The following is a 25,848-nucleotide window of genomic DNA, read 5'->3' as shown; positions in this document are numbered from 1 at the left end:
CCCGTCCGCCGCTATCCCCGAAGGGACCGCTCGACTTGCATGTATTAGGCACGCCGCCAGCGTTCGTCCTGAGCCAGGATCAAACTCTCCATTAAAGTGATCACCCAAGTGATCTATAATAGAGCTTGTCTTAAGCTCAAAATTCAATGCTAGCGAGAATTTTCATTCTCTGTTCAAACATTCACTCGTTGTTCAGTTTTCAAAGGACAATATCTCGACAAAACTCCCAAATGCTCGCTCTGTCATTTGTGTCACCTTGTTTAGCGGCGACTTTTATAATATAACACATTCGCCTACTCAATTGCAAGTGTTTTTTTTATTTTAATTTTTTCCACTCATAAAAAAACCTTCGCCTCAAGCAGCGAAGATTAATTTATCATATATGTATATCAAGAGTCAAGTCTATCTTTTTCCACTTTGAAAAGTATTGCAAGACATGCTTGCTTATTTTTGAATTACATCTTGAATATATAATTGGCGCTCTACCGTTAGATTGATGATCTGGCCATTGACGTTAATCCATGGTCTCGTAGGATGGGCTCTGTCTGAGAATACGATCTCCCCGATTCGGTTATCATTTAATTTGACCAGGACGCCGTTATGGAACTGAGTAACTTTTTGAATGAAGGTCTGAACTAAAGCAGGGTCCAGTTTGCCGAACGATTCGTTAAAAAGCTGATCCAGCACAAGATATGGGGATATCGCTTTTTTATGATAACGGGCTGAGGACATAGCGTGAAAAATATCGGCAATGGCAATTATTTTGGAGTAAGGATGGATTTTGTCTCCCTTGGTTCCCATCGGATAGCCTGATCCGTCTTCCCGTTCATGATGCTGTAGTGCGGATAATTTGACGCCCTCATTGATGGCAGCCACATTCTTTAATAGATTATAGCCAATAACAGTATGCTGCTTCATTTCTTCGATTTCATCGGCTGTCAGTTTGTTTGGCTTGGACAATATGGACGGATCGACTTTGGCATTACCTATGTCGTGCAGTAAGCCTCCAAGAGCCACAGGCATGAGATCCTTTTGCGGCATCCCGCTCCACTTGGCCAAGCAATAAGAGGTTAGACTCACCATAATGCTGTTATGATAAAGGTAATCCTGAAGCTGAAACACTCTTGGTTCAAATGTCAAAATCCGATAATGATCTATATGCTGTATCAGGGCCTCTAATTGCGTCCTGATCTCTAAGATCGGCGGATTTTGCCCGCTGACGGAGGTGAATACTTTTTTAAGCAGAGCGAGCATTTTATCGTACTCCACATAAATCGGGTGTACGGTCCTTACAGGCTCCTCAGATACTGCTTCCTTAGCATTCTCCTGCTCATTGGTCTTAGATTCTATAGAGACGGTAGGAATGAGGAACGCTCTTAGGATTTCTATATCCTTATCCGAAATGACTTTCCCTTTGTAGAATAATACGTTTCCTCGCTTGGTTTGCACGTTATCCAATATTTTTTCACCGGGTTTTAACTGAGATACGGGAACCGTCGCCATTGATCGTTCTCACCTTGCTTTCTATCAATTCCATTTTATTTTAAACGAAAAAGAATGGGGATGTAACCCCCATTCTTTGTTCATTTACCAAAAAAACGTATTTCGCTCCAAGACAACCGATGAAGAGAAATTACTCCTCACCTTCACCCGGCTCATTCGTTTCTATGCTGTTTTCTTCGCCGTCCTGTTCATCCGATGATTCCTCGCTTTTCTCCACTCGCGCAACCGTAGATACTTCATCTTCATCGCGAATGTTGATCAGCTTAACCCCTTGGGTATAGCGTCCCATCATGGAGATGCCCGACATGCTTGTCCTAATAATCGTTCCAAGTGCCGTAATGATCATCAGATCCTCATCATCCTGAACGATTTTGAGGCCTACGACAGGGCCGTTCTTCGGCGTAACGTTAAGGGTTTTGATCCCTTTACCGCCGCGGGACTGCAGACGGTATTCCGATACCGGAGTACGTTTACCGAAGCCTTTGGAGGTTACGATCAAGACACTGTTATCCGGATGAACAACGTCCATATCAATAACGGCATCGTCGTCACCAATGTTAATCCCTTTTACCCCGGTAGCCGAACGTCCCATGGAACGCACTTCTTCTTCAGGGAAGTGGATGGAAATCCCTTGTTTCGTCCCCATAATGATCGTTTGGTTGCCGTCCGTCAGCTTCACGCCGATCAAATCGTCATCCTCACGAAGCGTTAAGGCGATCAATCCGCCTTTACGGATGTTGCTATAGTCATTCAGCGGAGTCTTCTTAACTAAGCCATTCTTGGTTGCAAAGAACAGATACTGTTCAGACTCGAAGCTCTCAACCGGAATAACGGCGTTAATCGTTTCTCCTTGCTCGATTTGAAGGAGGTTAATGATCGGCGTTCCCCGTGCTGTTCTGCTGAGATCCGGAATCTCGTAAGCCTTCAGCTTGTATACCTTCCCTTTGTTCGTGAAGAACATCAGGAAGTGATGCGTATTCGTCACGAACAAATGTTCCACGAAGTCTTTATCCTTCGTATCCATACCGATGACGCCTTTACCGCCGCGCTTTTGACTACGATAGGTGGAAACAGGCAATCTCTTAATATAGCCGGTATGAGTAATGGTGATGATAACATCTTCACGAGGGATGAGATCCTCATCCTCGATGCTTTCTTCACCTACGGTAATCTCAGAACGGCGTTCATCGCCGAATTTCTCTTTAATTTCGCGAAGCTCCTCGCTGATGATAGCCAATACCAGTTGCTCGTCAGCCAGAATCGCTTTATATTCAGCGATTTTCTTTAGCAGCTCCGCATATTCCTCTTCAATCTTCTCGCGTTCCAATCCTGTCAAGCGCTGTAGACGCATGTCCAGAATGGCCTGAGCCTGATCCAAGCTGAGCTCGAATTGAGTCATTAAGCCATCGCGTGCTTCTTCGGTAGTCCGAGAAGAACGGATTAGCGCAATGACCTGATCCAAATGATCGAGTGCAATCCGCAAGCCTTCGAGAATATGAGCTCTGGCTTCCGCTTTGCGCAATTCATATTCGGTACGGCGGCGGATAACTTCTTTTTGATGCTCCAAATAGTGATAGAGCATTTCCTTCAGGTTCATAACCTTAGGCTCGCCGTTAACCAAGGCCAGCATAATTATACCGAAGTTGGATTGTAAAGCAGTATGCTTGTAAAGGTTATTCAATACAACATTAGGGTTCACATCGCGACGCAGCTCGATAACAATCCGCATCCCGTTACGGTCGGATTCATCTCGCAGGTCGGTAATGCCTTCGATTTTTTTCTCGCGGACCAACTCTGCGATTTTCTCGATCAAACGTGCTTTAATAACCTGATATGGCAGCTCATGAACGATAATGCGAGCTTTGTTGTTGTTTTCCTCAATGGTTGCTCTAGCTCTCATAGTTACGGAGCCGCGGCCCGTATTGTAAGCCTGGCGTATGCCTTCGCGACCTAAAATAAATCCGGCAGTAGGGAAATCCGGGCCTTTAATCGACTGCATCAGCTCCATAGGAGTGACGTCCGGATTCTCTATCATTTGCTGAATGCCGTCTATAACTTCTCCTAAGTTATGAGGAGGGATATTTGTTGCCATCCCTACAGCAATACCGGAGCTTCCGTTGACCAACAAGTTAGGAAAACGGGCGGGGAGAACAACCGGTTCCTGCTCCTCACCGTCATAGTTGGGTGCAAAATTGACCGTCTCTTTGTTAATGTCACGCAAAAGCTCCATGGCTATCTTGGACAGCCGGGCCTCGGTATACCGCATTGCAGCGGCGAAATCGCCGTCAATGGAACCAAAGTTACCATGTCCATCTACCAGCATGTAGCGGAGGGAGAAATCCTGCGCCATCCGTACCATCGTTTCATATACGGGAGCATCCCCGTGCGGGTGATACTTACCGATAACTTCACCGACGATTCTTGCCGACTTCTTGTACGGCTTGTCCGAATACATTCCGAGCTCAGACATGGCGAACAAAATACGGCGATGCACCGGCTTCAGCCCGTCCCTGACATCCGGCAGGGCACGGCTTACGATAATGCTCATCGCATAATCCAAAAAGGATGTACGCATCTCCGAGCTGATATCGATTTCTTTAACTTGTGAGCGCTGTTCGTCGGACATTGTTTACCTCCTGCAAGTTTGCCTTGGCTTAACCACTTCGTCAGCATTTATTGCTGTTGCATGCAGCTTCCTCCGTGGCCTACACCATTAAAGACCGTGTAATCTTTGTATAATTAAATTATTTAATGAATTCGCTTTGACAAAAGGACTGCCTGCGTTAATCCGGGGAATTTGCATAGGATCCGTATTTCGCGAAGCAATTCCACTCACGGTAGTATAAGCATAATGAATTCCAGAACGATTCAATAAATCAGCCGATCTGGCATCGTAGATCCCAAACGGATAGGCGAAGGAATCGATAGGCCGGTTATACAATTCTCCCAGCTTTTTGCGGCACAGCTGCGTATCGTCCATAATCCGCTGTTCGAACTGTTGTTCGGTCTCGACGACTCCTTGTGCATTAGTCAGCTTGGTCGTGAATAATGCGCCGCCATTCGGCGCCCGGTCGTGCAAGCTGTCCGTATGGCACTGAACGTCTATCCCCGCCATTTCCCGTGTCATGTGCCTGATTTCATCTTTGGATAAGGAGGGGATAAGGCTCCTCAAAGGCTGCTCCAAGTCCTTCGTAATAACAAAATTAACGGCAGGAATGTTCAATTCCTTCAGGATGGGGTAAGCACGAGTATAAAAGCTCTGGTAGCCGTCGTCGAAGGTGACCAGAACAGCGTTAGGAGGGACTGGCCCTCCTGCCAAATACTCTTTGAACTGAGTCAAACTAATAAAATGATAGCCCCGCTGCAGCAAATCCGTCAGCTGCTCTCGAAGCAATTCCGTCTTGATCGTAACATCGCCCACCGTCTGATCATCAATGTGGTGGTAAGCGATCACGGATACCCGGTCCTTATATACAGTCAGAGGGGCTTGCTGGAATATTCCCGGAGTAAGCCACAGCAGAACAACGATAAGCAGCCATAATCCGGCTTTCTGCATCCCATTCATTCAAGGCTCCTTCAGTCTTGCTAAATATCGAGGTTCTTAACGAACTTCGCATGCTGATGAATAAAGTCTCTGCGCGGTTCGACATTCTCGCCCATCAGTGCGTCAAAGATGGCATCAGCGTCCATCGCATCCTGGATGTTCACCTGCAGCAGCGTACGGCTATCCGGATCCATGGTCGTTTCCCACAATTGGGTAGGGTCCATCTCTCCAAGACCTTTGTACCGCTGTACGTTGACCTTAACGCCGTCACCGAACTCCTGCATGATCTGATCCTTCTGCCTGTCATTGTAGGCGTAACGAACCGTCTTGCCCCGTTCCAGCTTGTATAGAGGCGGCTGAGCGATGTAAATATATCCCGCTTCAACCACTTTGCGCATGTACCGGTAGAAGAACGTAAGAAGCAGAGTACGAATATGCGCCCCGTCCACGTCGGCATCGGTCATAATAATGACCTTATGGTAACGGGCTTTGGTAATATCGAAATCTTCACCGATTCCTGTACCCAGCGCCGTAATAATAGCCCGTATCTCTTGGCTGGACAATATTTTATCCAATCTTGCCTTCTCTACGTTCAAAATTTTACCGCGGATAGGCAGGATCGCTTGGAAATGGCGGTCGCGTCCCTGCTTGGCGGAGCCGCCCGCAGAGTCACCTTCTACGATGTAGACTTCACTGATCGAAGCATCCTTGGAGGAACAGTCCGCCAGCTTCCCTGGTAAGGAGCTGACCTCGAGGGCGCTTTTGCGCCGCGTCAATTCCCGGGCTTTACGGGCCGCTTCGCGCGCTCTTGCCGCTTGGACGCCTTTTTCAACGATTTTCTTTGCAACGGCAGGATTTTCGTCCAAAAATTCCATCAGCTTTTCCGAGAACAACGATTCCACAATGCCCCGGACTTCACTGTTGCCGAGCTTTGTCTTCGTCTGTCCTTCAAACTGAGGCTCCGGAATTTTGACGGAAATAATGGCGATCAAGCCTTCACGCACATCATCCCCAGATAAGTTGGAGTCGCTATCCTTAATCGCATTATATTTGCGGGCATAATCATTCAAGATCCGCGTCAGCGCGCTCTTAAATCCGGATTCATGGGTGCCGCCCTCATGCGTATTAATGTTATTGGCAAACGAATAAATGTTCTCCGTATAGCTATCGTTGTACTGAAGCGCGATTTCAACCTGAATAAGATCCTTGGAGCCCTCCGTATAAATCGGCGGATGCAGCGCTTCGCGGTTCCGGTTCAAATATTCGACGAAGGAGACAATACCGCCGTCATATTTAAAGGTTTGGGATACATCCGAACGTTCGTCCGTCAGGATAATTTCGATGCCTTTATTGAGAAATGCCAGCTCTCTGATACGGGATTGCAGCGTTTCGTAATCATACTCCGTCGTTTCTTTGAAAATTTCCTCGTCCGGCCAGAACGTAATAGTCGTACCGGTTTCATCCGATTCTCCTACCACTTTTAAATCATATTGAGGTACGCCGCGGTGGTACTCCTGCTGGTAAACTTGCCCCTTCATTTTTACTTTCACTATAAGCTTTTTGGAAAGGGCGTTAACTACGGACACACCTACCCCGTGAAGTCCCCCCGATACCTTATAGCCTTCGCCGCCAAATTTACCGCCTGCATGCAGCACGGTAAGGACGACTTCAACCGTTGATTTTTTTAATTTCGGATTTTCTCCGACTGGAATGCCCCGACCATTGTCAATAACCGTAACACTGTTGTCCTTATGCACGATCACTTCGATCTTGGTACAGAAACCGGCCAAAGCTTCGTCAATACTGTTATCGACGACTTCCCACACAAGGTGATGAAGGCCCTTTCCACTGGTTGAACCGATATACATCCCCGGACGCTTCCGAACGGCTTCAAGGCCTTCGAGTACCTGTATCTGACTTTCATCATACGTGTTTTGATTCACAGACATGTTGACACCCACTTTTCCAAGGTAATATCTAGTTTGTTAAAAGATGATTCGCCCGTTTCTTCAAAGTCATGGAGGAGATAGGAGAGTAGTACACCTTCGATTGCGTCACCACAAGCGATTTGCTTTCTTCCTCGCCGATAACCTCGACCTTCTTTTCTTTGAGTGCATAGCTGACGAACTGCTTTGATATTTTTGAAGATTTCTCAATGGATAGATCAAATATAGCAACGAGCTCGGATGCGCGAATGATTTTTTCTCCGCCTAAATGGATGAACATCGTCGGACATCTCCTTATCAGTGAGGCTTTACTATGTTAAGCTTCCGTTTCGAACATGAATGACAGAAGCACTGTCGAGCTTGCCAAGGTCCACACTTTCGATTCCGGTCGTTGTTATGAAAGTCTGAACCTTGTTTTGGAATGTTTCGATGAGCTGCGTTTGCCTATAACGGTCAAGCTCGGATAATACATCATCCAAGAGAAGGATAGGATATTCGCCGACTTCCTCCCGAATCAGTTCAATTTCAGCCAGCTTCAAAGAGAGTGCTGTCGTTCTTTGCTGGCCTTGGGAGCCGAACGTCTGCACTTCCTTGTCATTAATATAAAACAATAAATCGTCCCTATGAGGGCCTACTAAAGTCACACCACGCCGCAATTCCTGTTCTTTCACCTGTGATAACTTTATCATAAATTGGTCGAATAAAACAGGTTCATCTTCCAAAACCGCCGGATCGAACGCGGTAGAATAGGCGATTCGCACCTGTTCGTTCCCCGCAGTAATGCCCGAATGAATCTTTTCTGCCCAGGCTTGCAGCTTCTTTATAAAGCTTTGACGTTTTTTGATAATTTTAACACCGAAGGTCGCCAATTGTTCATTCCAAACCTCCAGCATCCCGGCCTTGCTGTCCTTGGAGGTGAACAGCTGTTTCAAATAATTGTTCCGCTGCGCCAATATTTTCTGATATTGCGACAAATCGTACAAATAGGCAGGATGAACCTGCCCAATCTCCATGTCCAAGAACCGGCGGCGCACCGAAGGGGAGCCTTTGACAATCTCAAGATCCTCCGGGGCAAACATGACCACGTTCAGAGAACCTATGAAATTACTGAGCTTTTTTTGCTCCAGGCCATTGATCTTCGCCTTCTTGCCCTGCTGCGATATGGTCAGGTCCAGCTGGCATAAGCCGTACTTTTTGTCCACCTCGCCATGCAGCAGGGTATGAGACGAATCCCACTGGATAAGCTCCTTATCCTGGTGTGTCCGATGCGATTTGGTCAATGCCAGCACAAAAATGGACTCCAACAGGTTCGTCTTCCCTTGCGCATTGGGGCCTACGATGATATTGACCATATGTCCGGTTTCGAAAGTAACCTCGTTATAGTTGCGGTAATGCTGTAAAGACAGCTTTTTTAATTGCAAAGCATTTCCTCCTAACAGGCTCCTGCGATAGCGCAGCCGCTTCGAAGCCTCTTAGCTGCGTACCACCTGGAACTCGCCGCAGCCTTCCACGCGAATCCGATCCTGATGGACGAGCTTTTTGCCGCGGCGATTCTCCGGTTCCCCGTTGACCCAAATTTCCGTTTCCTGCAGGAAGCTTTTGGCTTGTCCACCTGTGGATATGCAGTCCGCCAGCTTCAGAAATTGCCCCAAAGTAATATAGTCCGTATGAATGTGGATCGTTTTCATGTGAGTACTGCTCCTTTTTCAACGTTAATTCGTTGTCCGGTACGGCAGGATCAGCTGCAGCAGACTTGAAGTTTCTTCCGGCCGAATGATGATGGGCTGCATGGCGCCGGTAAATCCGATACGGATCAGCTCGCCGTCCATGACTTTTAACGCGTCCAGCATATATTTGGAGTTGAAAGATATTCTCAGCAATTCGCCGGTTAAGCTGGTTACCTCCAGCTGCTCCGTTACTTTACCCAGCTCGGAGGAGCTGGACGAAATTTCAATTGTGTGATCCTCACGCATAATGAGCTTAACGATGTTCGTTTTCTCTTCCCTGGACAGCAAATAGGCGCGGTCGATCGCTTCTGCAAGCTGCTGGGCATTGATGACGAGCTCAGTTTGATACGATTGGGGAATCAGCTTCGACGTATCCGGATAAGTACCATCCAAAATCCGGGTGTAGAACAAAATGGAGCTTAACTTAAACAACACCTGGTTTTCGGCAAAAATGATATCGATCAGCGTGTTCTGGTCCGGCAAAATTTTGGACAGCTCGTTCAGCGTCTTACCGGAAATCGATACGTTGCCTAGATGGAAGTCCGCATCGACCTCAATGCTGGTTTCGCGGCTTCCCAGGCGGTGTCGGTCACATGCCGTAAACTTGAGCTTGCGGTCGGCGATCGTCCACAAAATCCCTGTCAAAATAGGCGTAGATTCATTGGTGGAAACGGCAAAAGACGTCTGCTTGATCATGGTTTTAAGCAGATCGCTAGGCATCTGAATCCGTCTGTTTTCCTCAATGCTTGGAAGGGTAGGGTATTCCTCCGGATCGAGACCCACCAATTGAATCTCCGAAGATCCGGAACGAATCGTTGTTTGAAAATGATCCTTCACTTCAATCTCTACTACTTGCGCCGGAAGCTTTCTTACAATCTCTACGAAAAACTTGGAAGAAAGGACTACGCTGCCCGGGCGTTCCAATTCTATAATGCTCAATTCATTTTTCTCAATAGGTATAAAGCTTTGAATCGATATATCCGTATCGCTTGCTGTTAAGGTCATACCGTTGGCATCGGCGTCTATTTTAATCCCGGTCAAAATGGGAATGGTTGTTTTGTTGGAAATGGCTTTGGAAACGTGCTGAATCGACTCGTTCAAATGTTCTTTTAAAATAGTTAACTTCATTTTGTCACTCCTATGGTTACGAAAATGATGGAGATGCCATATACATCTATAATACCTTTTTTTTATTAGTAATAGTAGTAGGGCCTAGGGATATGTGGATATGTGGAGAAAAGCTACAAAGCAAAAGCCTATCCACATGTGAATAGTTTGTGCATAGGCTTATAATTATCCAGATGCGAAAAGCCAGCTCCAAATAACGAACCGACCCGCCGGGAGCTGCTCTTCATACCACGAAGGCTATATAATTTTGCAACAACGACTGACATCACATTGTATGCTCAGACTTAGGCCGTGATGTTTCTTACCTTTTCCATCAGATTCTGAATAATCTTGTTCAACTCGTGATCGTTCTTCAGCGCCTCCGAAATCTTCTCATGGGCATGAATCACGGTAGTATGGTCCCGTCCGCCAAAAGCCTCGCCGATCTTCGGCAATGAAAAATCAGTCATTTCCCGGGCAAGATACATAGCGATCTGGCGCGGATAAGCGACCATTTTCGTCCGTTTCCTCGCTTTGAAATCCTCCATCTTCAAGCCGTAGAACTCGCCGACCTTTTGTTGAATATCTTGAATCGTAATGACCTTGGGACGGCTGCTCGGAATGATATCCTTCAGCGCTTCGGCGGCCAGATGAGACGTGATGTCCTCATTGATCAGCGACGAATAGGCGACGACACGAATCAAGGCACCCTCGAGCTCCCGGATGTTCGTATCGATCTGGTTGGCTATGTAAACCATCGCCTCATTAGGAATTTCCAGGTTTTCCGCCTTCGCCTTTTTCCGCAAAATCGCAATCCGAGTCTCCAGATCCGGCGGCTGGATATCGGTAATCAAGCCCCATTCGAAGCGGGAGCGCAGCCGTTCCTCCAGGGTCGGGATCTCCTTGGGAGGCCGGTCACTGGAGATAATAATTTGCTTGCGTTCCTCGTGCAGCGCGTTAAATGTATGGAAAAATTCTTCCTGCGTTTGTTCTTTTCCAGCAAGAAACTGAATATCATCTATAAGCAGCACGTCGATGTTGCGGTATTTGTTGCGGAAGCTTTCGCCGCGGTTGTCGCGGATCGCGTTAATAAATTCATTGGTAAATTTCTCGGAAGAAATATACAGCACTTTGGCGCTCGGATTATGCTCCAACACGTAATGGCCTATGGCATGCATCAAGTGTGTTTTACCAAGTCCAACGCCCCCGTACAAAAACAGCGGATTATAAGCCTTCGCCGGCGCTTCGGCCACAGCAAGCGAAGCCGCATGAGCAAAACGATTCCCTGACCCGATAACAAACGTATCGAAGGTATACTTCGGGTTCATCATATGGCTGAACGTTTCTTCTGGGACTGCGGACTGGGCTTTCACCGGGATGTTCGGAGTGGAGGAGGGAGTGCTTGCAGCTTTCTCTTCTTCGGATTCGATAATGAATTTCACTTCCGCCGGCTTTCCAATGTAATCGAAAATCGTATCCTTAATCAGCTTGGTGTACCGGTTCTCAAGCCACTCTCTGGCAAAATTGTTCGGCGCACAGATAACGACTTTGGATTCGTTGAAAATGACGGCTCTTGTGGATGTAAACCAGGTTTCGTAGCTTGGTTTACTCAGCCTAGTCTGAATAATGGAAAGGACTTGCTGCCATTGCTCGTTTGGATGGCTTTCCACAATGTATTCACTCCTTCAAAAAAATAAGCGGTGAGGCATAAGCCATACGGATGTAGAAAAAAAGCGGGTTGTGTCGCAAAATATCCACAGCATCCCGAAGCATGCGGGAATAGTTTATACAGAGGGGATGTAAATTGTTCACAAAGATATCCACAGGCTGTTGATAAAATAGTTGATAACCGTTCTCTATCCACAGGATAAGCATTATCATAATATCAAAATATGTTCGGATTATCAATGAATTGTTTCGATTTATCCACATCTTCTATAGCTTGTGTGTAACTTTTATCAACAACACAAGATATTGTTTATAAAATGTTATTAGTTCGACAAAACCTGCGCATATGCGCACTTTTTTTATTCACAGGCTGTTTTTTGCTGGCGAAATGCGGCCGTTCGAGGCTGTGGATACCTATTTTTGACGAAAACGTGACGCCATCTTTCGAGCCGTGTGGATGAGGTAATGAAGAGATGAATATCCACATTCAAAGAGAGACCGGGTAGGGCAAGGTTCATCCACGAGCCTGTATGCCAAAAGTTTGCAATCGAAGCACGTTGACTTTTGCCTTATAAAATGGTTTAATGTTGTAAGGTATTTTTGGGAATGGATTTTCCTCAAGGAGGTGCTAGATCAATGAGACCAACATACAAACCGAACGTAAGAAAGCATAAGAAGGTACACGGCTTCCGTAAGAGAATGAGTACGAAGAATGGTCGTAAAGTACTCGCTGCTCGTCGTTTAAAAGGAAGAAAAGTATTGAGCGCATAATACAAAAGGCCACTGTCAGGTGGTCTTTTTTGTTTGTAACGGGATAAAAGGGGAATATGTTCCTAAGGAAGGTCCAGCAGCTCAAAGTTGCAGCCCTGCTGGGATGAGATGTTATAAAACGGCCGGATTTGGCGCAGGATAGTATTGTTTTGGCGTTTCTGATCGTGACGAAGATGGAGAGTTCATTGTGGAAAAGAAAAATCGGTTGACGAAAAGAGAATATTTCGACAAGGTGTACCGCGGCGGCAAATCGATGGCAAATCATCAGTTTGTACTATATTATTATCGGCAGCCGCGGCTGGAGTCGTTCCGCTTGGGGATCTCGGTCAGCAAGAAGCTTGGCAATGCCGTCGTCCGCAACCGGATTCGCCGTGTCGTCAAGGAGATTGTCCGTTTGAACAAGGAGCGTTTTGCATGCGGTTACGATTTTATTCTGATCGCGCGCAAGCCCGTTGTGGGATTATCTTATCAGGAAACGGAAAAGAGTATCCTCCACGTCTTTAAAAGGGCCTCGCTTTTAACGCGAAAATAACCCGATTTCATTTCTTTTTTATGAGGAGATATGATATAGTTTATTATTGGAAAAGATGAATCTAGGAGGATATTATTTTGACTCGTCGACTTGCAACCTATTTGCCGCTTTCATTCCTGTTTCTTCTCCTTGCAGGATGTACTCCGGCGACAACTCCAATCGATCCGAACAATGGCGTTTGGGACAAGTACTTTGTCGGGCCCTTGGCAGAAGTTCTGGACTGGTTTGCGGCTCAGCTATGGGGACAATATGGTCTGTCCATTTTGGTCGTAACGGTTATTATCCGATTAATCATATTACCTCTTACGCTGAAGCAGTACAGAAGCTCGAAGCGGATGCAGGAATTACAGCCTGAAATGAAAAAGATTAAAGATAAGTACAAGGACGATCCTAAGAAGCAGCAGGAAGAAACCATGAAGCTGTTCCAGTCCAATGGCGTTAACCCGCTGGCAGGCTGCTTGCCGCTGATCGTTCAGATGCCGATTCTGATCGCTTTGTACAATGCTATTATGCGTAATCACCATATAAATGAACACTCGTTTTTATGGATGCAGCTGGGAGCGAAGGATCCGTACTATGTTTTGCCGCTGCTCGCAGCGTTGACGACTTATTTGCAGCAAAAAATGATGAAGACCCAGATGAACCCACAAATGCAAAGCTTGATGTTCATTTTCCCTGTCATGATTTTCGTGATGGCGATGAACTTTGCTTCCGCACTTCCGCTGTACTGGATTTACAGTAACATCTTTACTATCGTACAGTCATACTTTATTTATGGTGGAGCATCTCAAAATAAGGTGGGCCCTTCAAAATGAAAAAAATAGTGGTCATGGGTAAATCGATTGAGGAAGCCGTCAGAAATGGCCTTCAGCAATGGAATACCACGGAGGATCGGGTTAAAATACAGGTGTTGGAACAGCCCTCAAAAGGGCTGTTCGGCATAATCGGCGCCAAGGATGCGAAAGTAGAGCTGGAGCTGATTCCCGATGCTGTTGAAGAAGCCATTCATTTTTTACAAGAAGTTTTCCAAACGATGAACGTACAAGTCCGCATTGAACAAAAGTCTACGAAAGAAGGCCTCGAGCTTCATCTATATGGTTCGGAGCTGGGAATGCTGATCGGCAGAAGAGGGCAAACCTTGGATGCGCTTCAATATTTGGTGAACATCGTCGCCAATCGCTATTCCTCCTCGCACATGCGAATCGTGCTGGATGCGGAGCAGTTCCGCGAGCGCCGGAAAAAGACGCTGGAGGAGCTGGCGGCGAGACTGGCAGAGAAAGTCATCCGCTCCAAAAAAGAAGTGGTGCTCGAGCCGATGTCGCCCCAAGAACGGAAGGTCATTCATGCGAAGCTCCAGGATCATCCGAAGGTTCGCACATTCAGCAGAGGCGAGGAGCCGAATCGAAGAGTCGTTATTGTTACCAGATAAACCATTGCTGCAATGATGTCGTCAAGACTCATTGCTTTTTTTCAATAGAGGAGTCATTCGGTTTGTACCAGACATGAATAGATAAGAGGTTGAATACAGCTATGATTCAAGATACCATTGCGGCGATCTCCACTCCGTTAGGAGAAGGCGGGATTGCCATTATACGGGTTAGCGGCGACGAAGCGGTTGCTGCAGTAGACGGTGTGTTTTTCGGTAAAAGCAAGCTGTCCGAGGTACCGACCCATACGGTCCATTACGGATTTATCAAGGATCCGTCGACGATGGAGCGAATCGATGAGGTGCTCGTCACGGTAATGCGGGCACCGCGTTCTTTTACCATGGAGGATGTTGTTGAGGTCAGCTGTCACGGCGGATTTATTTCTGTAAAAAAAGTACTGGATCTGCTGCTGGAGCACAATGTTCGCCTTGCTGAACCGGGTGAGTTCACCAAGCGCGCGTTCCTCAACGGCCGGATCGATTTGTCCCAGGCTGAAGCGGTGATCGATTTGATCCGGGCCAAATCGGATCGGGCCTACAGCATTGCGATGAAGCAATCCGAGGGCAGCCTGTCCAAAAAGATCAAAGGCCTGCGTCATGATCTCGTCGAGCTGATGGCTCATATCGAAGTCAACATCGATTATCCGGAGCATGATGTGGAAGAAATGACGAATGCGTTCATTAAAGACAAATGCTCGTCGGCGATGGAGCACATCGAGGAGCTGCTTAGAACGGCCCAGCAAGGGAAAATTTTGCGGGAAGGGATTGTCACGGCGATTGTCGGAAAGCCGAACGTAGGCAAATCCTCCTTATTAAATACGCTGGCGCAGGACAATCGGGCGATTGTTACCGATATTCCGGGTACGACACGGGATGTCATCGAGGAATATGTGAATGTGAACGGGATTCCGTTGAAGCTGCTCGATACGGCGGGGATTCGGGAAACATCAGATATAGTGGAGCAGATCGGTGTGGAGAAATCCCGCAGTGCTCTGGCTGACGCGGATTTGATCCTGCTTGTTTTTAACGGCGCCGAGCCGCTGCAAGAGGATGAGCTTGCTCTGATCGAACAGTTGAAAGAAAAGCAAACGATTGTTATTGTGAATAAGCTGGATCTGCCGCAGAAGATTGAGCTGGACGTGCTAGAGCAGCATTTTTCGCCGGAGCGGGTCGTCCGGATGTCGCTGCTGGAGCAGCAGGGGATTGTTGATCTGGAAAAAGCTATCGCTAGTATTTTCTTCAGCGGTCAGGTAGAATCAAGTGACCTGACTTATGTGAGCAATGTACGTCACATTTCTTTGCTGAAAAAGGCGAAGGGGTCACTGGAAGAAGCTTATAGCGCTACCGAAGCGTTCGTTCCGATAGATATGGTTCAAATCGATATTCGCAATGCCTGGGAGTTCCTTGGGGAAATCATAGGAGACTCCGTAGGCGATTCATTGATAGATCAAATTTTCTCCCAATTTTGTTTGGGTAAATAATAGTTTTTTTGGCGAGGAGGTATTGTACATTATGAGTTATGCTGCTGGTGAATATGATGTTATTGTCGTCGGCGCCGGACATGCCGGCTGTGAAGCGGCTCTGGCCGCAGCGCGTATGGGCTGTGAAACGCTGATGATTACAATCAATCTGGATATGGTAGCCTTTATGCCGTGTAACCCTTCGATCGGCGGACCTGCCAAAGGGCATGTCGTTCGGGAGATTGACGCATTGGGCGGAGAAATGGGCCGCAACATTGATAAAACCTATATCCAAATGCGGATGCTGAATACAGGGAAGGGTCCTGCCGTGCATGCGCTTCGGGCGCAAGCGGACAAATTTTTGTACCAGCATATGATGAAGCAAACGATGGAGAACGAGAAGAACCTGACGCTCCGTCAAGGTCTGGTAGAAGAGCTGATCGTGGAAGACGGAGTGTGCAAAGGGGTTATTACCAAAACCGGAGCCCGCTATATGGGGAAAGCAGTTGTCATTACAACCGGTACTTATTTGCGGGGCAAAATTATTATGGGCGAGCTGATGTACGAAAGCGGTCCGAACAACCAGCAGCCTGCGGTCAAATTGTCGCAATCGCTGAAGGACGTTGGGCTGGAGCTCGTTCGCTTTAAAACAGGAACTCCGCCGCGGGTGCACAAGGACACGATTGATTTCAGCAAAACCGTGATCCAACCCGGGGACGAGAAGCCGAAATTTTTCTCGTTCGAAACAACGGAGGAAGTACCGAACCAGCTGCCGTGCTGGCTGACTTACACTTCGGAACATACGCATCAGATTATCAATGATAATCTGCATCGCGCTCCGATGTTCTCCGGTGCCATTGAAGGAACAGGACCGCGCTATTGTCCGTCCATTGAAGATAAAATCGTTCGTTTCAGCGATAAACCGAAGCATCAAATCTTCCTCGAGCCGGAAGGACGTCATACTTCGGAGTATTATGTCCAAGGTCTTTCCACTAGTATGCCGGAGGATGTCCAGTTGGAAATTCTTCGCTCCATTCCGGGACTTGAGAAAGTAGAAATGATGAGAACCGGTTATGCTATTGAATATGATGCGGTTATCCCAACGCAGTTAAAGCCGTCTTTGGAAACGAAGGTCGTATCGGGCCTGTTTACTGCAGGTCAGATTAACGGAACCTCCGGCTACGAGGAGGCAGCGGGTCAAGGGATTATGGCGGGAATCAACGCTGCGCGTAAAGTTCAAGGCCGTGAGCCTGTCGTGCTGGATCGCTCGGAAGGATATATCGGCGTACTGATCGACGACCTGGTTACGAAAGGAACGAATGAACCGTATCGTTTGTTGACTTCACGTGCGGAATATCGCCTGCTGTTGAGACATGACAATGCGGATCAACGCTTGACGCCGATCGGATATGAGATTGGTTTGATTAGCGAGGAGCGTTACCAACGGTTCCAGCTGAAGCAGCAGCGGATTGCCGAAGAACTGGAGCGGCTGAAAGCGACCAAAGTGAAGCCGGTTGAAGCGCAAGAAATGTTGGCTTCTCTTGGCAGCGCTGAGCTGGTCAACTCGGTTGATCTGCTTACGCTTCTTCGTCGTCCGGAAGTAACGTATGCGCATATTCATGCTATTTCACCATCCCCGATTGAGCTATCGGAAGAAGTGATGGAGCAAGTGGAAATCCAGGTGAAATACACAGGGTACATCGAGAAGCAGCTGGCACAGGTTGACCGGTTGAAAAAGATGGAGAAAAAGAAAATTCCTGACGATATTCAGTATGATGAAATCCACGGAATTGCGACGGAGGCGAAACAAAAGCTGGCTAAAATCCGTCCGATCTCGATCGGTCAGGCATCCCGGATTTCCGGTGTAACACCTGCCGACATCTCTATCCTTCTCGTACACTTGGAACATTATAATAAAGTAGTTGCAGCCAGAGGTTAATATGGATCTTATACAAACACAGTTTCAGGATGGGCATAAAGAGAAAGGGATACATCTTACCGAATACCAGCTGGATCAATTTGAAACGTATTTCAAGGTATTGGTCGAGTGGAACGAAAAGATGAATCTGACTGGCATCACGGAAAGAGAGCAAGTCTATACCAAGCATTTCTATGACTCGCTCTCCGTTTCCTTTTTTACGAGCTTGCAGGACAAGCGGAGCTTGGCTGACATAGGATCGGGAGCGGGCTTTCCCAGCATTCCATTAAAGATTGCTTTTCCGCATCTCCAGATAACCATTATTGATTCGTTGAACAAACGAATTCAATTTTTGAATCATCTGAAGTCAGAGCTCAAGCTTACCGATGTGAGCTGCATTCATGGCAGGGCGGAGGATATTGCCCGTCAGAAGGAGCACCGGGATCATTATGATATGGTGACAGCCCGGGCAGTGGCCAGGCTTGCCGTATTAAACGAATTTTGCTTGCCGTTCGTCAAGCTTCATGGCCAGTTCATTGCAATGAAGGGCAGTGAAGTGGAGGGGGAGCTGGCGGAAGCGGCATTCAGCTTAAAAGAGCTAAAAGGAAAGTACTTACATACGCACCGTTTGGAGCTTCCGGACGAGGAGGCATCGAAGAGACATCTTATTGTTATTGAGAAGACAGCGGCGACACCGGCGAAGTATCCGAGAAAAGCAGGAACCCCATTGAAGATGCCGCTAGTTCGCTAATTGAACAGCTATACAGTAGTTTGTTTCACGTGGAACAAGATAGAAGACAGTACCATTCTGAATAGTTGACCTCGCAAGAGGTTTTCTTTTTTTTGTTTTAACTCAAGGCCCCTTTATGTACCTGATCAGCTTCGAGGTAAAGATTATGCGGCGGTTTTTGTTCACTTATTTTTCATATACAAGCCTTGCAGGAAATTTCATATTTTTGGAGAATTATATACTCATATAGCAAAATTATCATGTATCGGTCCATATTTATGGCAAAAGATCGGGTGGTTAATGAATGAAAGAACAGATCTCAAAGTTGTTTGGATTTACGGAAAAAGCTTCGGCTGATGAAGTTAAAAATATTCCAGTAAACGATATTGTTCCGAGTCCGTATCAGCCTAGAACGATTTTTGATGATGAACGCATTGATGAACTGTGTCAAACCATTAAAACTCATGGCATCATACAGCCGATCGTTGTACGGGTTAGGGACAATCTATATGAATTAATTGCCGGTGAACGGCGGTGGAGAGCGGTTAAGAAGCTGGGCATGGAGACCGTGCCTGCTATTATTCGTGATTTCAACGATTCACAAGCGGCTTCTATTGCGCTGATTGAGAACCTGCAGCGGGAGGGGCTTACTGCTATTGAGGAAGCTATGGCGTATCAGCAGCTGATCGACCTTCATTCGCTAACGCAAGAAAGCCTGGCTCAGCGGCTTGGCAAAAGCCAATCTACAATCGCGAATAAAATCAGATTGCTGAATCTTAGCGAACCGGTGAAGAACGCTTTAATGGAAAGAAAAATTACCGAACGGCATGCACGCGCTTTGTTGTCGCTTGACCAAGAAGAGATGCAGGTTAAGGTTCTGGAGGATATTATATCCAAAGAGCTGAATGTCAAACAAACGGAAGCAAGGATCCAGCTGCTTAAGGAAGCAGTTAAGCTGAAAAAATCCAAACGGATTTCATTCTCAAAGGATGTTCGTTTGGCGTTGAACACGATTCGGCAATCTGTTGACATGGTCACATCATCCGGTCTGCAGATTAACACGACGGAGCAGGATTATGAGGATCACTATGAAATCGTAATCAAGATACCAAAACGTTAAAAAATATAGTATGATAGGAAAGTAGACATTTTTATATGTGATATAGAGAAAAAGCTCCGTAATGGGGCTTTTGTTTCCATCAAATGAACGGGTGCTTTGCGAAGCACCGTAAAAACTCCGATGCCTACGAATGCTTTAATGAAAGGTTCTCTTTCTAGCAGTAGGCTTCCTTTGGTTGTGGGTGTATGAGCTTGGACAATTCAAGTAGACAGTCCGGGTGCGGGAGCATGGAAAACAATCACTTTTGAAAAAGACGTCGACAGACGTTTTTTTTACCATCATAGAATGGGAAATTCGAGGTTAAAAAATAGGAAAATTCTATTTGGCGATAAAACCAACCCATGAATGCGGTCGTTCATCTTTAATAGGAGGGCTGACCACTTGGGGAAGGAAGCTTCAGTACATAGTGATATGCATTCTATGTCTCGGTACGGCCATAAATCTGTAAATCGACAAGGAAAGTCATTTTTCTTTCATTTTTGCAGGCAGCGGTGATTTGTTTTTTGAAAACGGCCGTACAGCTAAACCACGTAAGGGAAGACTTCGCGTAGTAGATATTATTATGTAGTTGTTCGAAAATTGCCTATTGTCCCGATGATCTGAGATGTTCGTGAGTATAATGACCTGGTTATACTCGTACTTAGTATTTTATTGAGGTGAAATGATTTTGTCTAAGATTATTGCAATAACGAATCAAAAGGGCGGTGTCGGGAAGACGACAACATCCGTGAATTTGGGTGCATCCTTAGCAGCATTAGGAAAAAAAGTACTTTTGGTAGATATTGATCCCCAGGGAAATACGACTAGCGGAATCGGGATTAATAAGGCGGACGTAGTTTATTGCATTTATGATGTCATTATTAACGATATTCATCCTAAAGAAGCGATGGTAGATACGGCAATTCCGAATTTGAAAATCATTCCTGCTACCATTCAACTGGCGGGTGCCGAGATTGAGCTTGTTCCGACGATTTCCCGCGAGGTTCGGCTGAAGAAGTCTTTGCATTTGGTCAAGCACTTGTTCGATTACATTTTGATCGATTGCCCTCCGTCATTGGGGATCTTAACGGTGAATTCCTTGACCGCTGCAGATTCGGTTATCATTCCTATTCAATGCGAGTATTACGCTTTGGAAGGATTGAGCCAGCTGCTGAATACCGTCCGCTTGGTCCAGAAGCATCTAAACACGAGCCTGCAAATTGAAGGTGTACTGCTTACGATGTTTGATGCAAGAACGAATCTCGGCATGCAGGTCATAGAGGAAGTGAAGAAATACTTCCAGCAAAAAGTATATCAAACCATCATTCCGCGAAATGTTAGATTAAGTGAGGCGCCAAGCCATGGTCAATCGATTATAACCTATGATCCGCGATCAAAAGGAGCGGAAGTCTACATGGAGCTCGCAAAGGAAGTGATCGCACTTTGAGTAAACGATTAGGAAAAGGGCTGGATGCGCTGCTGCCTGCTTTGAGCATTAACGACGATGATAAAGTCGTGGAAATTCCGCTTCCGCAGCTGCGTGCGAATCCGTATCAGCCTAGAAGAACTTTTAACGATGAGTCTATTAATGAATTGGCCGCTTCGATTAAAGAACACGGAGTCATTCAGCCGATTATTGTCAGAAGTGTGCTGAAAGGCTACGAGATTATTGCTGGTGAGCGCCGTTATCGGGCATCGCAGGTATGCGGGCTGGCAACGATTCCTGCAGTAGTTAAGAAATTCACCGATCAACAGGTGATGGAAATTGCATTAATCGAGAACGTACAGCGTGAAGATTTGAATGCTATGGAGATTGCTGTAGCCTACCAGGCATTGATTGATCAGTTCTCCTTAACTCAGGAGGAACTATCAGCAAAGGTCGGCAAGAGCAGATCCCATATTGCTAACTTCCTGCGTTTGATTCATTTGCCGGAAGAAGTGAAGCAGTATGTTTCACGTGGAACACTCACCATGGGCCATGCCAAAGCCATAGTTGGATTGAAGGATGCCAAGCTGATTAAAGCATTGGCAGAGCAGTCTATCAAGGAGCAGTGGAGCGTTCGTGAGCTGGAAGAGGAAGTCAAACGGATTGAGGAAAAATCGGCCAAGAAGAAGCCGGCTGCTAACTCCAAACGAAAAGATCCGTACATTAACCAGCTTGAAGAAACTTTGCGAGAAGTGTATCGGACTACCGTTAAGATCAAGCATAACAATAATAAAGGAAAAATAGAACTACTATATTTTTCCAAAGATGATTTGGATCGGTTACTGGATCTTCTGCAAGGGAAGATTTCGTAATTCGCGAAACCGTTGGTACAATGGACCGTAGCATACCCTGTTAGCGCCCTTGGATATAGGGCAGACTAGGTATGCTACTTTTTGTGAAGGAAGGGAGTAGAAAGAGAGTGAATATAGCCTATTTTGATCATGCTGCTTCATCTTGGCCTAAACCTCCTGAGGTGCTGGAGGCTATGCAGCAATGCATGCTTCAGTATGCGGCCAACCCGGGAAGAGGCAGCCACCAGATGGCGGTCAAAGCCAGCCGGACACTATTTGAAACGAGAAAGCATCTTGCAAAGCTGTTCGCAGTGAAAAATCCGAACGATATTTCCTTCGCGCAAAACACCACAATGGCCTTGAATCAGGCGATCAAAGGTTTTGTAAAGGACGGCGATCACGTTGTATGTACGTCGGTAGAGCATAATTCGGTTCGCAGACCGTTGGAATATTTAAAGCGAACCAAGCAGATTACGGTGACTTATGTGCAGACCAACGAGAAAGGCGAATTAAATATCGATGATATAGCCGCTGCGATTACCGATAAAACGACGCTGCTCGTATGCAGTCACAGCTCGAATTTGTTGGGCAGCATACTTCCCGTTGAGCAAATAGGGGAGCTCTGCAGACAAAACAATATCGTGTTTCTCGTAGATGCCGCGCAATCAGCGGGCACGCTTACCATCGATGTGGAGCAAATGGGCATTCACATGCTTGCATTCCCGGGGCATAAAGGATTGCTGGGTCCTCAAGGAACGGGAGGGCTGTATATTCATCCGGAGCTTGAACTGGAGCCGTTGATTCATGGGGGAACGGGAAGTCAATCGGAAGCCATCGATCAGCCGGCCGTAAGACCGGATCGTTATGAATCAGGTACGCAAAATACGCCCGGAATTGCCGGTCTGAACGAGGGCGTGAAATTCGTACTCAGAGAAACCGTAGAGAAGATACATAAAAAAGAATGGGATCAAACGCAATATATTATGTCCTCCCTGCTGGAAATTGATGGAGTAAAGGTGTTAGGTCCGGATTTGGGGCAAAATAAAACAGGCATTATTCCTTTTACCATCCATGAAGCCGATTCTTCGGAGGTTGCATTCATTCTGGACCACTCCTTTCAGATTGCTGTCCGGGCCGGATTTCATTGTACCCCATTAGCGCACGAAAGTGCAGGTACCATGGAACGGGGTGCCGTCAGGGCCAGTGTCGGCTATTTTACTACGGATGAAGAAGCGGAACGGCTTATCCAGGCCGTAAAAGAAATTGCAGCCCATCTAAAATGAGATTATGATAGAATGCGACAGCGTGCCATTTTACACAGGGGGATAGGAGTATGGGGGAATTGCTTGATTTGCTTGACATGAGGGTTCTGGTCATCACGATGACGGCCGTCATTGTCATATTTCTTATTTTGGTCATCACGTTATGGAGCAAGCTGAACAAGCTGCGCAAAACGTACATGAGCATGTTAAATGGAGAAAGCGGCTTGAATGTGGAGCAAGCCTTCATTGATTTGCAGCAACGGACGCAGGAATTGCAGGAGCAAGCAAAACAATCCCAGCAGCAAATTGCCGGGATTGCGCAGCAGATGAGAAAAATGAAATCCAATTTGGGTGTGTACCGTTACAATGCCTTCGCTCAGAACGGAAGCGATCTAAGCTTCTCCGTTGCTTTGCTGGATGATGAATTGGATGGCGTTGTGCTGACAGGGATTCATAACCGGGAGGAGACCTATGTGTATGCCAAGCCGGTAACGCAAGGACAATCGCAATATGTGCTGTCGCCGGAAGAGAAGGAAGCCATTAATCGAGTCGTGCAAAAGAAGTAGGAGCGGTTAGCCGCGACAAATTAGAGATGGCGACTTGAAAGGATTTGGCGATAACCTCGGACATGCTCATGACGATGCTGAGACGGGTATTTTGAAGGACAAAGTATTCCATAAATCCGCCGACATTTACAATTCCTGTAATGTGCATATTTCCAACCGGAGGCAAATCTTTATTAACGCCAGCGCCTGGCTTAACCGGCCCGTCGCCGACTTGAATGCAGCCAACGCTTGTTAGCTGACCAAGACATGCATCGACGGCAATGATGAACGGATTGGTGAAATGGTCATGGATGGAGGATAACGTATCTTTCAAATTCATAGCGTGTACCGGTTGATCCAATGTTCCATAGAGATGAATGCCGTTCAAATGATATTTTTTGAGCTGCGTGCCGACCAGGGGACCCAAAGAGTCTCCTGTGGAGCGATCGGTTCCTACACAAATGATAATGATAGGCTGATGCGACGGGACTTGTTCGAGAATGGAAACAAGCTTGTCGGACAAAAGCTCAATAATATTGCTTTCCGTGTGCTGAATTTTGAATGATTCAACGACTTTGTCCTTCTCGGTTTCCTGAGCGGTCATCTTGTCTCTATGAAAAGGCAGTTTCATATAATAACCCTCCATTTACTAGGAGTATATAAACATTTTTACTAGTATACGGAAAGAGATTGCGAATTATACGTCACGTTGGAAATAAAATAGAGGAGGCGGAGCCATGCTGTTGATGGCCTTCGATTCAACCCAGCAGGCTCTGCGTGCGGAAATGCTGCTGGAATATGCCGAGATCGAGAACGACATGTGTCCTACCCCAAAGCAAATTACGGCAGGATGCGCTCTATCGCTGGAGTTTCCCGAAGAATCCCTTGAAGAAGTCAAGCGTATTGTAAGGGAAGAACGAGTGGAGATAAGAGGCATCTATTCCAAAATAGGTGATCAGTATGTTAACATGGAATTATAAGGTGGTGTAAAGCATGGATCAGTGGCTTCATCTGTTCCTTGCTGACGAGAAAGCAGGAGCCACAATGACAACCTGGGAGCAATTCCAGAAGCAGATTATGGGATACATCTCGGATCCTGCTGTTTGGACGAATGTCCTTTTTACGATCATTAAAATTATTTTGATTTATGTCATTGGCAAAATCATCACCAAGGTCGCCAATAAAGCACTGGAGCATATGCTGGTCGAACGGGAAAAAAGTCCGTTGAAATTCGATGTCAGAAGGACGCGGACGATCGGCAAGCTGATGGGGAATATTATTAAGTATGCCGTCAATTTCACGATGGTGCTTATGATATTGAACCAATTCGGCATCCGGCTGGAGCCGCTGCTGGCAGGAGCCGGCGTTGTCGGTTTGGCCGTCGGCTTCGGGGCGCAAAGTCTGGTTAAGGACGTGATCACCGGATTTTTTATCATCTTCGAGGATCAATTCGCCGTAGGCGACGTTATCCAGACAGGCAATTTCAAAGGCACCGTCGAAGAAATCGGTCTTCGGGTCACCAGGATCAAAAGCTGGACCGGCGAGGTACATATCATCCCGAACGGCACTATCACGCAGGTCACCAATTTCTCCGTTAACAACAGCATTGCTGTAGTCGATGTATCTATTGCTTATGAGGAAGATACGGATAAAGCGATAGCCATCATGAAGCAAACCGTAAGTAAAAATTACGAGACGAACGTCAACATGGTGAAGGAGCCCGAGGTGCTTGGAGTTCAGGCGTTGGTCGGGGCGAATGTGACGCTGAGGGTAACGGTGGAATGCAAGCCGAATATGCAGTTCGCGGTAGCCAGAGAGCTCTATGCGGAGATTAAAAAAGCTTTTGACTCGCATGGCATTGAAATTCCTTATCCGCGGGTTGTCAATTATCATAAAAATGAAAAGGGGGAGTGAGCATGGAACGCAAGCAATATGAATTGGGCGATATCGTGGAAATGAAAAAACCTCACCCCTGCGGCACTAACGAAATGGAAATTATTCGGCTGGGCATGGATATCCGAATTAAATGCGTTGGCTGCAAGCACAGCGTATTGGTGCCGAGAGCCAAGTTCGAGAGCAAGCTGAAAAAGGTTCTTCGTTCAAATCCAAATTTTAAGTTGGAATAGGGCTTGCCTTTTGGGTAGGTGTTGTGATAGAATAACACTTGTCCCTTTTTAATGCGGAAAGGTACCCAAGAGGCCCAAGGGGGCTGACTCGAAATCAGCTAGGCGGCGCAAGCCGTGCGTGGGTTCGAATCCCACTCTTTCCGCCACTTACGAAAAAGCCCGCTGTTATGCGGTTTTTGATACGATATGTGAGCGAAAGCTGACCGA

Annotated in this window: 25 protein-coding genes, 1 tRNA gene and 1 rRNA gene; 16 read left to right on the top strand and 11 right to left on the bottom strand. The window is 46.6% G+C overall.

Annotated features, from left to right (window positions below; all coding sequences use genetic code 11):
- The 10 genes from GGC63_RS16440 to dnaA all read right to left on the bottom strand — a co-directional run.
- Positions 1–95 (bottom strand): 16S ribosomal RNA (locus GGC63_RS16440); the annotation flags it as partial.
- A 349-nt stretch (positions 96–444) separates the two neighbouring features.
- A complete protein-coding gene (locus tag GGC63_RS16435; protein ID WP_192703199.1) occupies positions 445–1,503 on the bottom strand; it encodes an HD-GYP domain-containing protein in 1,059 nt (352 codons plus the stop codon).
- Between the two features lie 130 nt (positions 1,504–1,633).
- Positions 1,634–4,129 (bottom strand): DNA gyrase subunit A, encoded by a 2,496-nt coding sequence (gyrA, locus tag GGC63_RS16430; protein WP_079911447.1) that lies wholly within the window; start codon positions 4,127–4,129, stop codon positions 1,634–1,636.
- Positions 4,130–4,216: 87 nt separating this feature from the next.
- Positions 4,217–5,068, bottom strand: coding sequence for a polysaccharide deacetylase family protein (locus tag GGC63_RS16425; RefSeq protein ID WP_079911446.1), 852 nt, complete (start codon positions 5,066–5,068; stop codon positions 4,217–4,219).
- A gap of 20 nt (positions 5,069–5,088) precedes the next feature.
- The gene (gyrB, locus tag GGC63_RS16420) at positions 5,089–6,996 is read right to left on the bottom strand and encodes a DNA topoisomerase (ATP-hydrolyzing) subunit B (RefSeq protein ID WP_079911445.1); all 1,908 of its coding nucleotides are present in this window, start codon (positions 6,994–6,996) and stop codon (positions 5,089–5,091) included.
- Positions 6,997–7,024: 28 nt separating this feature from the next.
- Positions 7,025–7,273 carry an extracellular matrix regulator RemB gene (gene remB / locus GGC63_RS16415; RefSeq protein ID WP_192703198.1) on the bottom strand — a complete coding sequence of 83 codons (249 nt, stop codon included), beginning with the start codon at positions 7,271–7,273 and terminating at the stop codon, positions 7,025–7,027.
- Positions 7,274–7,304: 31 nt separating this feature from the next.
- Positions 7,305–8,414 carry a DNA replication/repair protein RecF gene (recF, locus tag GGC63_RS16410; protein WP_192703197.1) on the bottom strand — a complete coding sequence of 370 codons (1,110 nt, stop codon included), beginning with the start codon at positions 8,412–8,414 and terminating at the stop codon, positions 7,305–7,307.
- Between the two features lie 51 nt (positions 8,415–8,465).
- A complete protein-coding gene (gene yaaA, locus GGC63_RS16405; protein ID WP_079911442.1) occupies positions 8,466–8,681 on the bottom strand; it encodes a S4 domain-containing protein YaaA in 216 nt (71 codons plus the stop codon).
- 24 nt (positions 8,682–8,705) lie between these two features.
- Complete coding sequence (gene dnaN / locus GGC63_RS16400) at positions 8,706–9,848, bottom strand: DNA polymerase III subunit beta (protein ID WP_079911441.1); 1,143 nt, start codon at positions 9,846–9,848, stop codon at positions 8,706–8,708.
- Between the two features lie 284 nt (positions 9,849–10,132).
- Positions 10,133–11,497 (bottom strand): chromosomal replication initiator protein DnaA, encoded by a 1,365-nt coding sequence (dnaA, locus tag GGC63_RS16395; RefSeq protein ID WP_079911440.1) that lies wholly within the window; start codon positions 11,495–11,497, stop codon positions 10,133–10,135.
- A 634-nt stretch (positions 11,498–12,131) separates the two neighbouring features.
- Between dnaA and rpmH the strand changes: the two genes are divergently transcribed.
- The 12 genes from rpmH (at position 12,132) to GGC63_RS16335 (ending at position 23,536) form a co-directional block, all read left to right on the top strand.
- The gene (gene rpmH / locus GGC63_RS16390) at positions 12,132–12,266 is read left to right on the top strand and encodes a 50S ribosomal protein L34 (protein WP_028550661.1); all 135 of its coding nucleotides are present in this window, start codon (positions 12,132–12,134) and stop codon (positions 12,264–12,266) included.
- Positions 12,267–12,453: 187 nt separating this feature from the next.
- Positions 12,454–12,798 carry a ribonuclease P protein component gene (rnpA, locus tag GGC63_RS16385; RefSeq protein ID WP_079911439.1) on the top strand — a complete coding sequence of 115 codons (345 nt, stop codon included), beginning with the start codon at positions 12,454–12,456 and terminating at the stop codon, positions 12,796–12,798.
- Positions 12,799–12,875: 77 nt separating this feature from the next.
- Positions 12,876–13,613, top strand: a complete 738-nt coding sequence (gene yidC / locus GGC63_RS16380) for a membrane protein insertase YidC (RefSeq protein WP_079911438.1) — start codon at positions 12,876–12,878, stop codon at positions 13,611–13,613.
- Positions 13,610–14,227, top strand: a complete 618-nt coding sequence (jag, locus tag GGC63_RS16375) for an RNA-binding cell elongation regulator Jag/EloR (RefSeq protein WP_079911436.1) — start codon at positions 13,610–13,612, stop codon at positions 14,225–14,227. The genes yidC and jag overlap by 4 nt, the downstream gene beginning before the upstream one ends.
- A 101-nt stretch (positions 14,228–14,328) precedes the next feature.
- A complete protein-coding gene (gene mnmE / locus GGC63_RS16370; RefSeq protein WP_192703196.1) occupies positions 14,329–15,705 on the top strand; it encodes a tRNA uridine-5-carboxymethylaminomethyl(34) synthesis GTPase MnmE in 1,377 nt (458 codons plus the stop codon).
- A 31-nt stretch (positions 15,706–15,736) separates the two neighbouring features.
- On the top strand, positions 15,737–17,623 hold the full coding sequence (gene mnmG, locus GGC63_RS16365) for a tRNA uridine-5-carboxymethylaminomethyl(34) synthesis enzyme MnmG (protein WP_192703195.1): 1,887 nt from the start codon (positions 15,737–15,739) through the stop codon (positions 17,621–17,623).
- A 1-nt stretch (position 17,624) separates the two neighbouring features.
- Positions 17,625–18,353 carry a 16S rRNA (guanine(527)-N(7))-methyltransferase RsmG gene (rsmG, locus tag GGC63_RS16360; RefSeq protein ID WP_192703194.1) on the top strand — a complete coding sequence of 243 codons (729 nt, stop codon included), beginning with the start codon at positions 17,625–17,627 and terminating at the stop codon, positions 18,351–18,353.
- A 283-nt stretch (positions 18,354–18,636) separates the two neighbouring features.
- The gene (gene noc / locus GGC63_RS16355; protein ID WP_079911431.1) at positions 18,637–19,452 is read left to right on the top strand and encodes a nucleoid occlusion protein; all 816 of its coding nucleotides are present in this window, start codon (positions 18,637–18,639) and stop codon (positions 19,450–19,452) included.
- 667 nt (positions 19,453–20,119) lie between these two features.
- Complete coding sequence (locus GGC63_RS16350) at positions 20,120–20,878, top strand: ParA family protein (protein WP_192703193.1); 759 nt, start codon at positions 20,120–20,122, stop codon at positions 20,876–20,878.
- A complete protein-coding gene (locus tag GGC63_RS16345; RefSeq protein WP_079911429.1) occupies positions 20,875–21,729 on the top strand; it encodes a ParB/RepB/Spo0J family partition protein in 855 nt (284 codons plus the stop codon). Before GGC63_RS16350 ends, GGC63_RS16345 begins: the two co-directional genes overlap by 4 nt.
- A 107-nt stretch (positions 21,730–21,836) precedes the next feature.
- Positions 21,837–22,991, top strand: coding sequence for an aminotransferase class V-fold PLP-dependent enzyme (locus tag GGC63_RS16340; RefSeq protein ID WP_318781063.1), 1,155 nt, complete (start codon positions 21,837–21,839; stop codon positions 22,989–22,991).
- A 50-nt stretch (positions 22,992–23,041) separates the two neighbouring features.
- Positions 23,042–23,536, top strand: a complete 495-nt coding sequence (locus GGC63_RS16335) for a DUF4446 family protein (RefSeq protein ID WP_079911427.1) — start codon at positions 23,042–23,044, stop codon at positions 23,534–23,536.
- Here GGC63_RS16335 and yyaC read toward each other — a convergent pair.
- Entirely contained in the window at positions 23,511–24,146 is a 636-nt protein-coding gene (gene yyaC / locus GGC63_RS16330; protein WP_192703191.1) for a spore protease YyaC, read from the bottom strand. The genes GGC63_RS16335 and yyaC overlap by 26 nt on opposite strands.
- Before the next feature lie 106 nt (positions 24,147–24,252).
- Between yyaC and GGC63_RS16325 the strand changes: the two genes are divergently transcribed.
- From GGC63_RS16325 to GGC63_RS16310, 4 genes are all read left to right on the top strand, one after another.
- Positions 24,253–24,495 (top strand): DUF3343 domain-containing protein, encoded by a 243-nt coding sequence (locus tag GGC63_RS16325; RefSeq protein WP_079911425.1) that lies wholly within the window; start codon positions 24,253–24,255, stop codon positions 24,493–24,495.
- 13 nt (positions 24,496–24,508) lie between these two features.
- Complete coding sequence (locus tag GGC63_RS16320; RefSeq protein ID WP_192703190.1) at positions 24,509–25,429, top strand: mechanosensitive ion channel family protein; 921 nt, start codon at positions 24,509–24,511, stop codon at positions 25,427–25,429.
- Positions 25,430–25,431: 2 nt separating this feature from the next.
- A complete protein-coding gene (locus tag GGC63_RS16315; RefSeq protein WP_079911423.1) occupies positions 25,432–25,641 on the top strand; it encodes a DUF951 domain-containing protein in 210 nt (69 codons plus the stop codon).
- Positions 25,642–25,696: 55 nt separating this feature from the next.
- Positions 25,697–25,787: transfer RNA gene (locus GGC63_RS16310), tRNA-Ser, on the top strand.
- The last annotated feature ends 61 nt before the right edge of the window (positions 25,788–25,848 follow it).

The organism is Paenibacillus sp. OAS669, from assembly GCF_014873645.1.
In the GTDB taxonomy this organism is placed as follows: domain Bacteria; phylum Bacillota; class Bacilli; order Paenibacillales; family NBRC-103111; genus Paenibacillus_S; species Paenibacillus_S vulneris.
Note: the sequence above shows the minus strand (reverse complement) of the source record. Positions and strands in the feature narration are given on the sequence as shown.

Excerpts from the sequence above, each read along its gene's own strand:
- GGC63_RS16435 (WP_192703199.1), bottom strand. The coding sequence starts at position 1,503 with ATGGCGACGGTTCCCGTATCTCAGTTAAAACCCGGTGAAAAAATATTG.
- gyrA (WP_079911447.1), bottom strand. The coding sequence starts at position 4,129 with ATGTCCGACGAACAGCGCTCACAAGTTAAAGAAATCGATATCAGCTCG.
- GGC63_RS16425 (WP_079911446.1), bottom strand. The coding sequence starts at position 5,068 with ATGAATGGGATGCAGAAAGCCGGATTATGGCTGCTTATCGTTGTTCTG.
- gyrB (WP_079911445.1), bottom strand. The coding sequence starts at position 6,996 with ATGTCTGTGAATCAAAACACGTATGATGAAAGTCAGATACAGGTACTC.
- remB (WP_192703198.1), bottom strand. The coding sequence starts at position 7,273 with ATGTTCATCCATTTAGGCGGAGAAAAAATCATTCGCGCATCCGAGCTC.
- yaaA (WP_079911442.1), bottom strand. The coding sequence starts at position 8,681 with ATGAAAACGATCCACATTCATACGGACTATATTACTTTGGGGCAATTT.
- dnaN (WP_079911441.1), bottom strand. The coding sequence starts at position 9,848 with ATGAAGTTAACTATTTTAAAAGAACATTTGAACGAGTCGATTCAGCAC.
- rpmH (WP_028550661.1), top strand. The coding sequence starts at position 12,132 with ATGAGACCAACATACAAACCGAACGTAAGAAAGCATAAGAAGGTACAC.
- jag (WP_079911436.1), top strand. The coding sequence starts at position 13,610 with ATGAAAAAAATAGTGGTCATGGGTAAATCGATTGAGGAAGCCGTCAGA.
- mnmE (WP_192703196.1), top strand. The coding sequence starts at position 14,329 with ATGATTCAAGATACCATTGCGGCGATCTCCACTCCGTTAGGAGAAGGC.
- mnmG (WP_192703195.1), top strand. The coding sequence starts at position 15,737 with ATGAGTTATGCTGCTGGTGAATATGATGTTATTGTCGTCGGCGCCGGA.
- rsmG (WP_192703194.1), top strand. The coding sequence starts at position 17,625 with ATGGATCTTATACAAACACAGTTTCAGGATGGGCATAAAGAGAAAGGG.
- noc (WP_079911431.1), top strand. The coding sequence starts at position 18,637 with ATGAAAGAACAGATCTCAAAGTTGTTTGGATTTACGGAAAAAGCTTCG.
- GGC63_RS16335 (WP_079911427.1), top strand. The coding sequence starts at position 23,042 with ATGGGGGAATTGCTTGATTTGCTTGACATGAGGGTTCTGGTCATCACG.
- yyaC (WP_192703191.1), bottom strand. The coding sequence starts at position 24,146 with ATGAAACTGCCTTTTCATAGAGACAAGATGACCGCTCAGGAAACCGAG.
- GGC63_RS16325 (WP_079911425.1), top strand. The coding sequence starts at position 24,253 with ATGCTGTTGATGGCCTTCGATTCAACCCAGCAGGCTCTGCGTGCGGAA.
- GGC63_RS16320 (WP_192703190.1), top strand. The coding sequence starts at position 24,509 with ATGGATCAGTGGCTTCATCTGTTCCTTGCTGACGAGAAAGCAGGAGCC.
- GGC63_RS16315 (WP_079911423.1), top strand. The coding sequence starts at position 25,432 with ATGGAACGCAAGCAATATGAATTGGGCGATATCGTGGAAATGAAAAAA.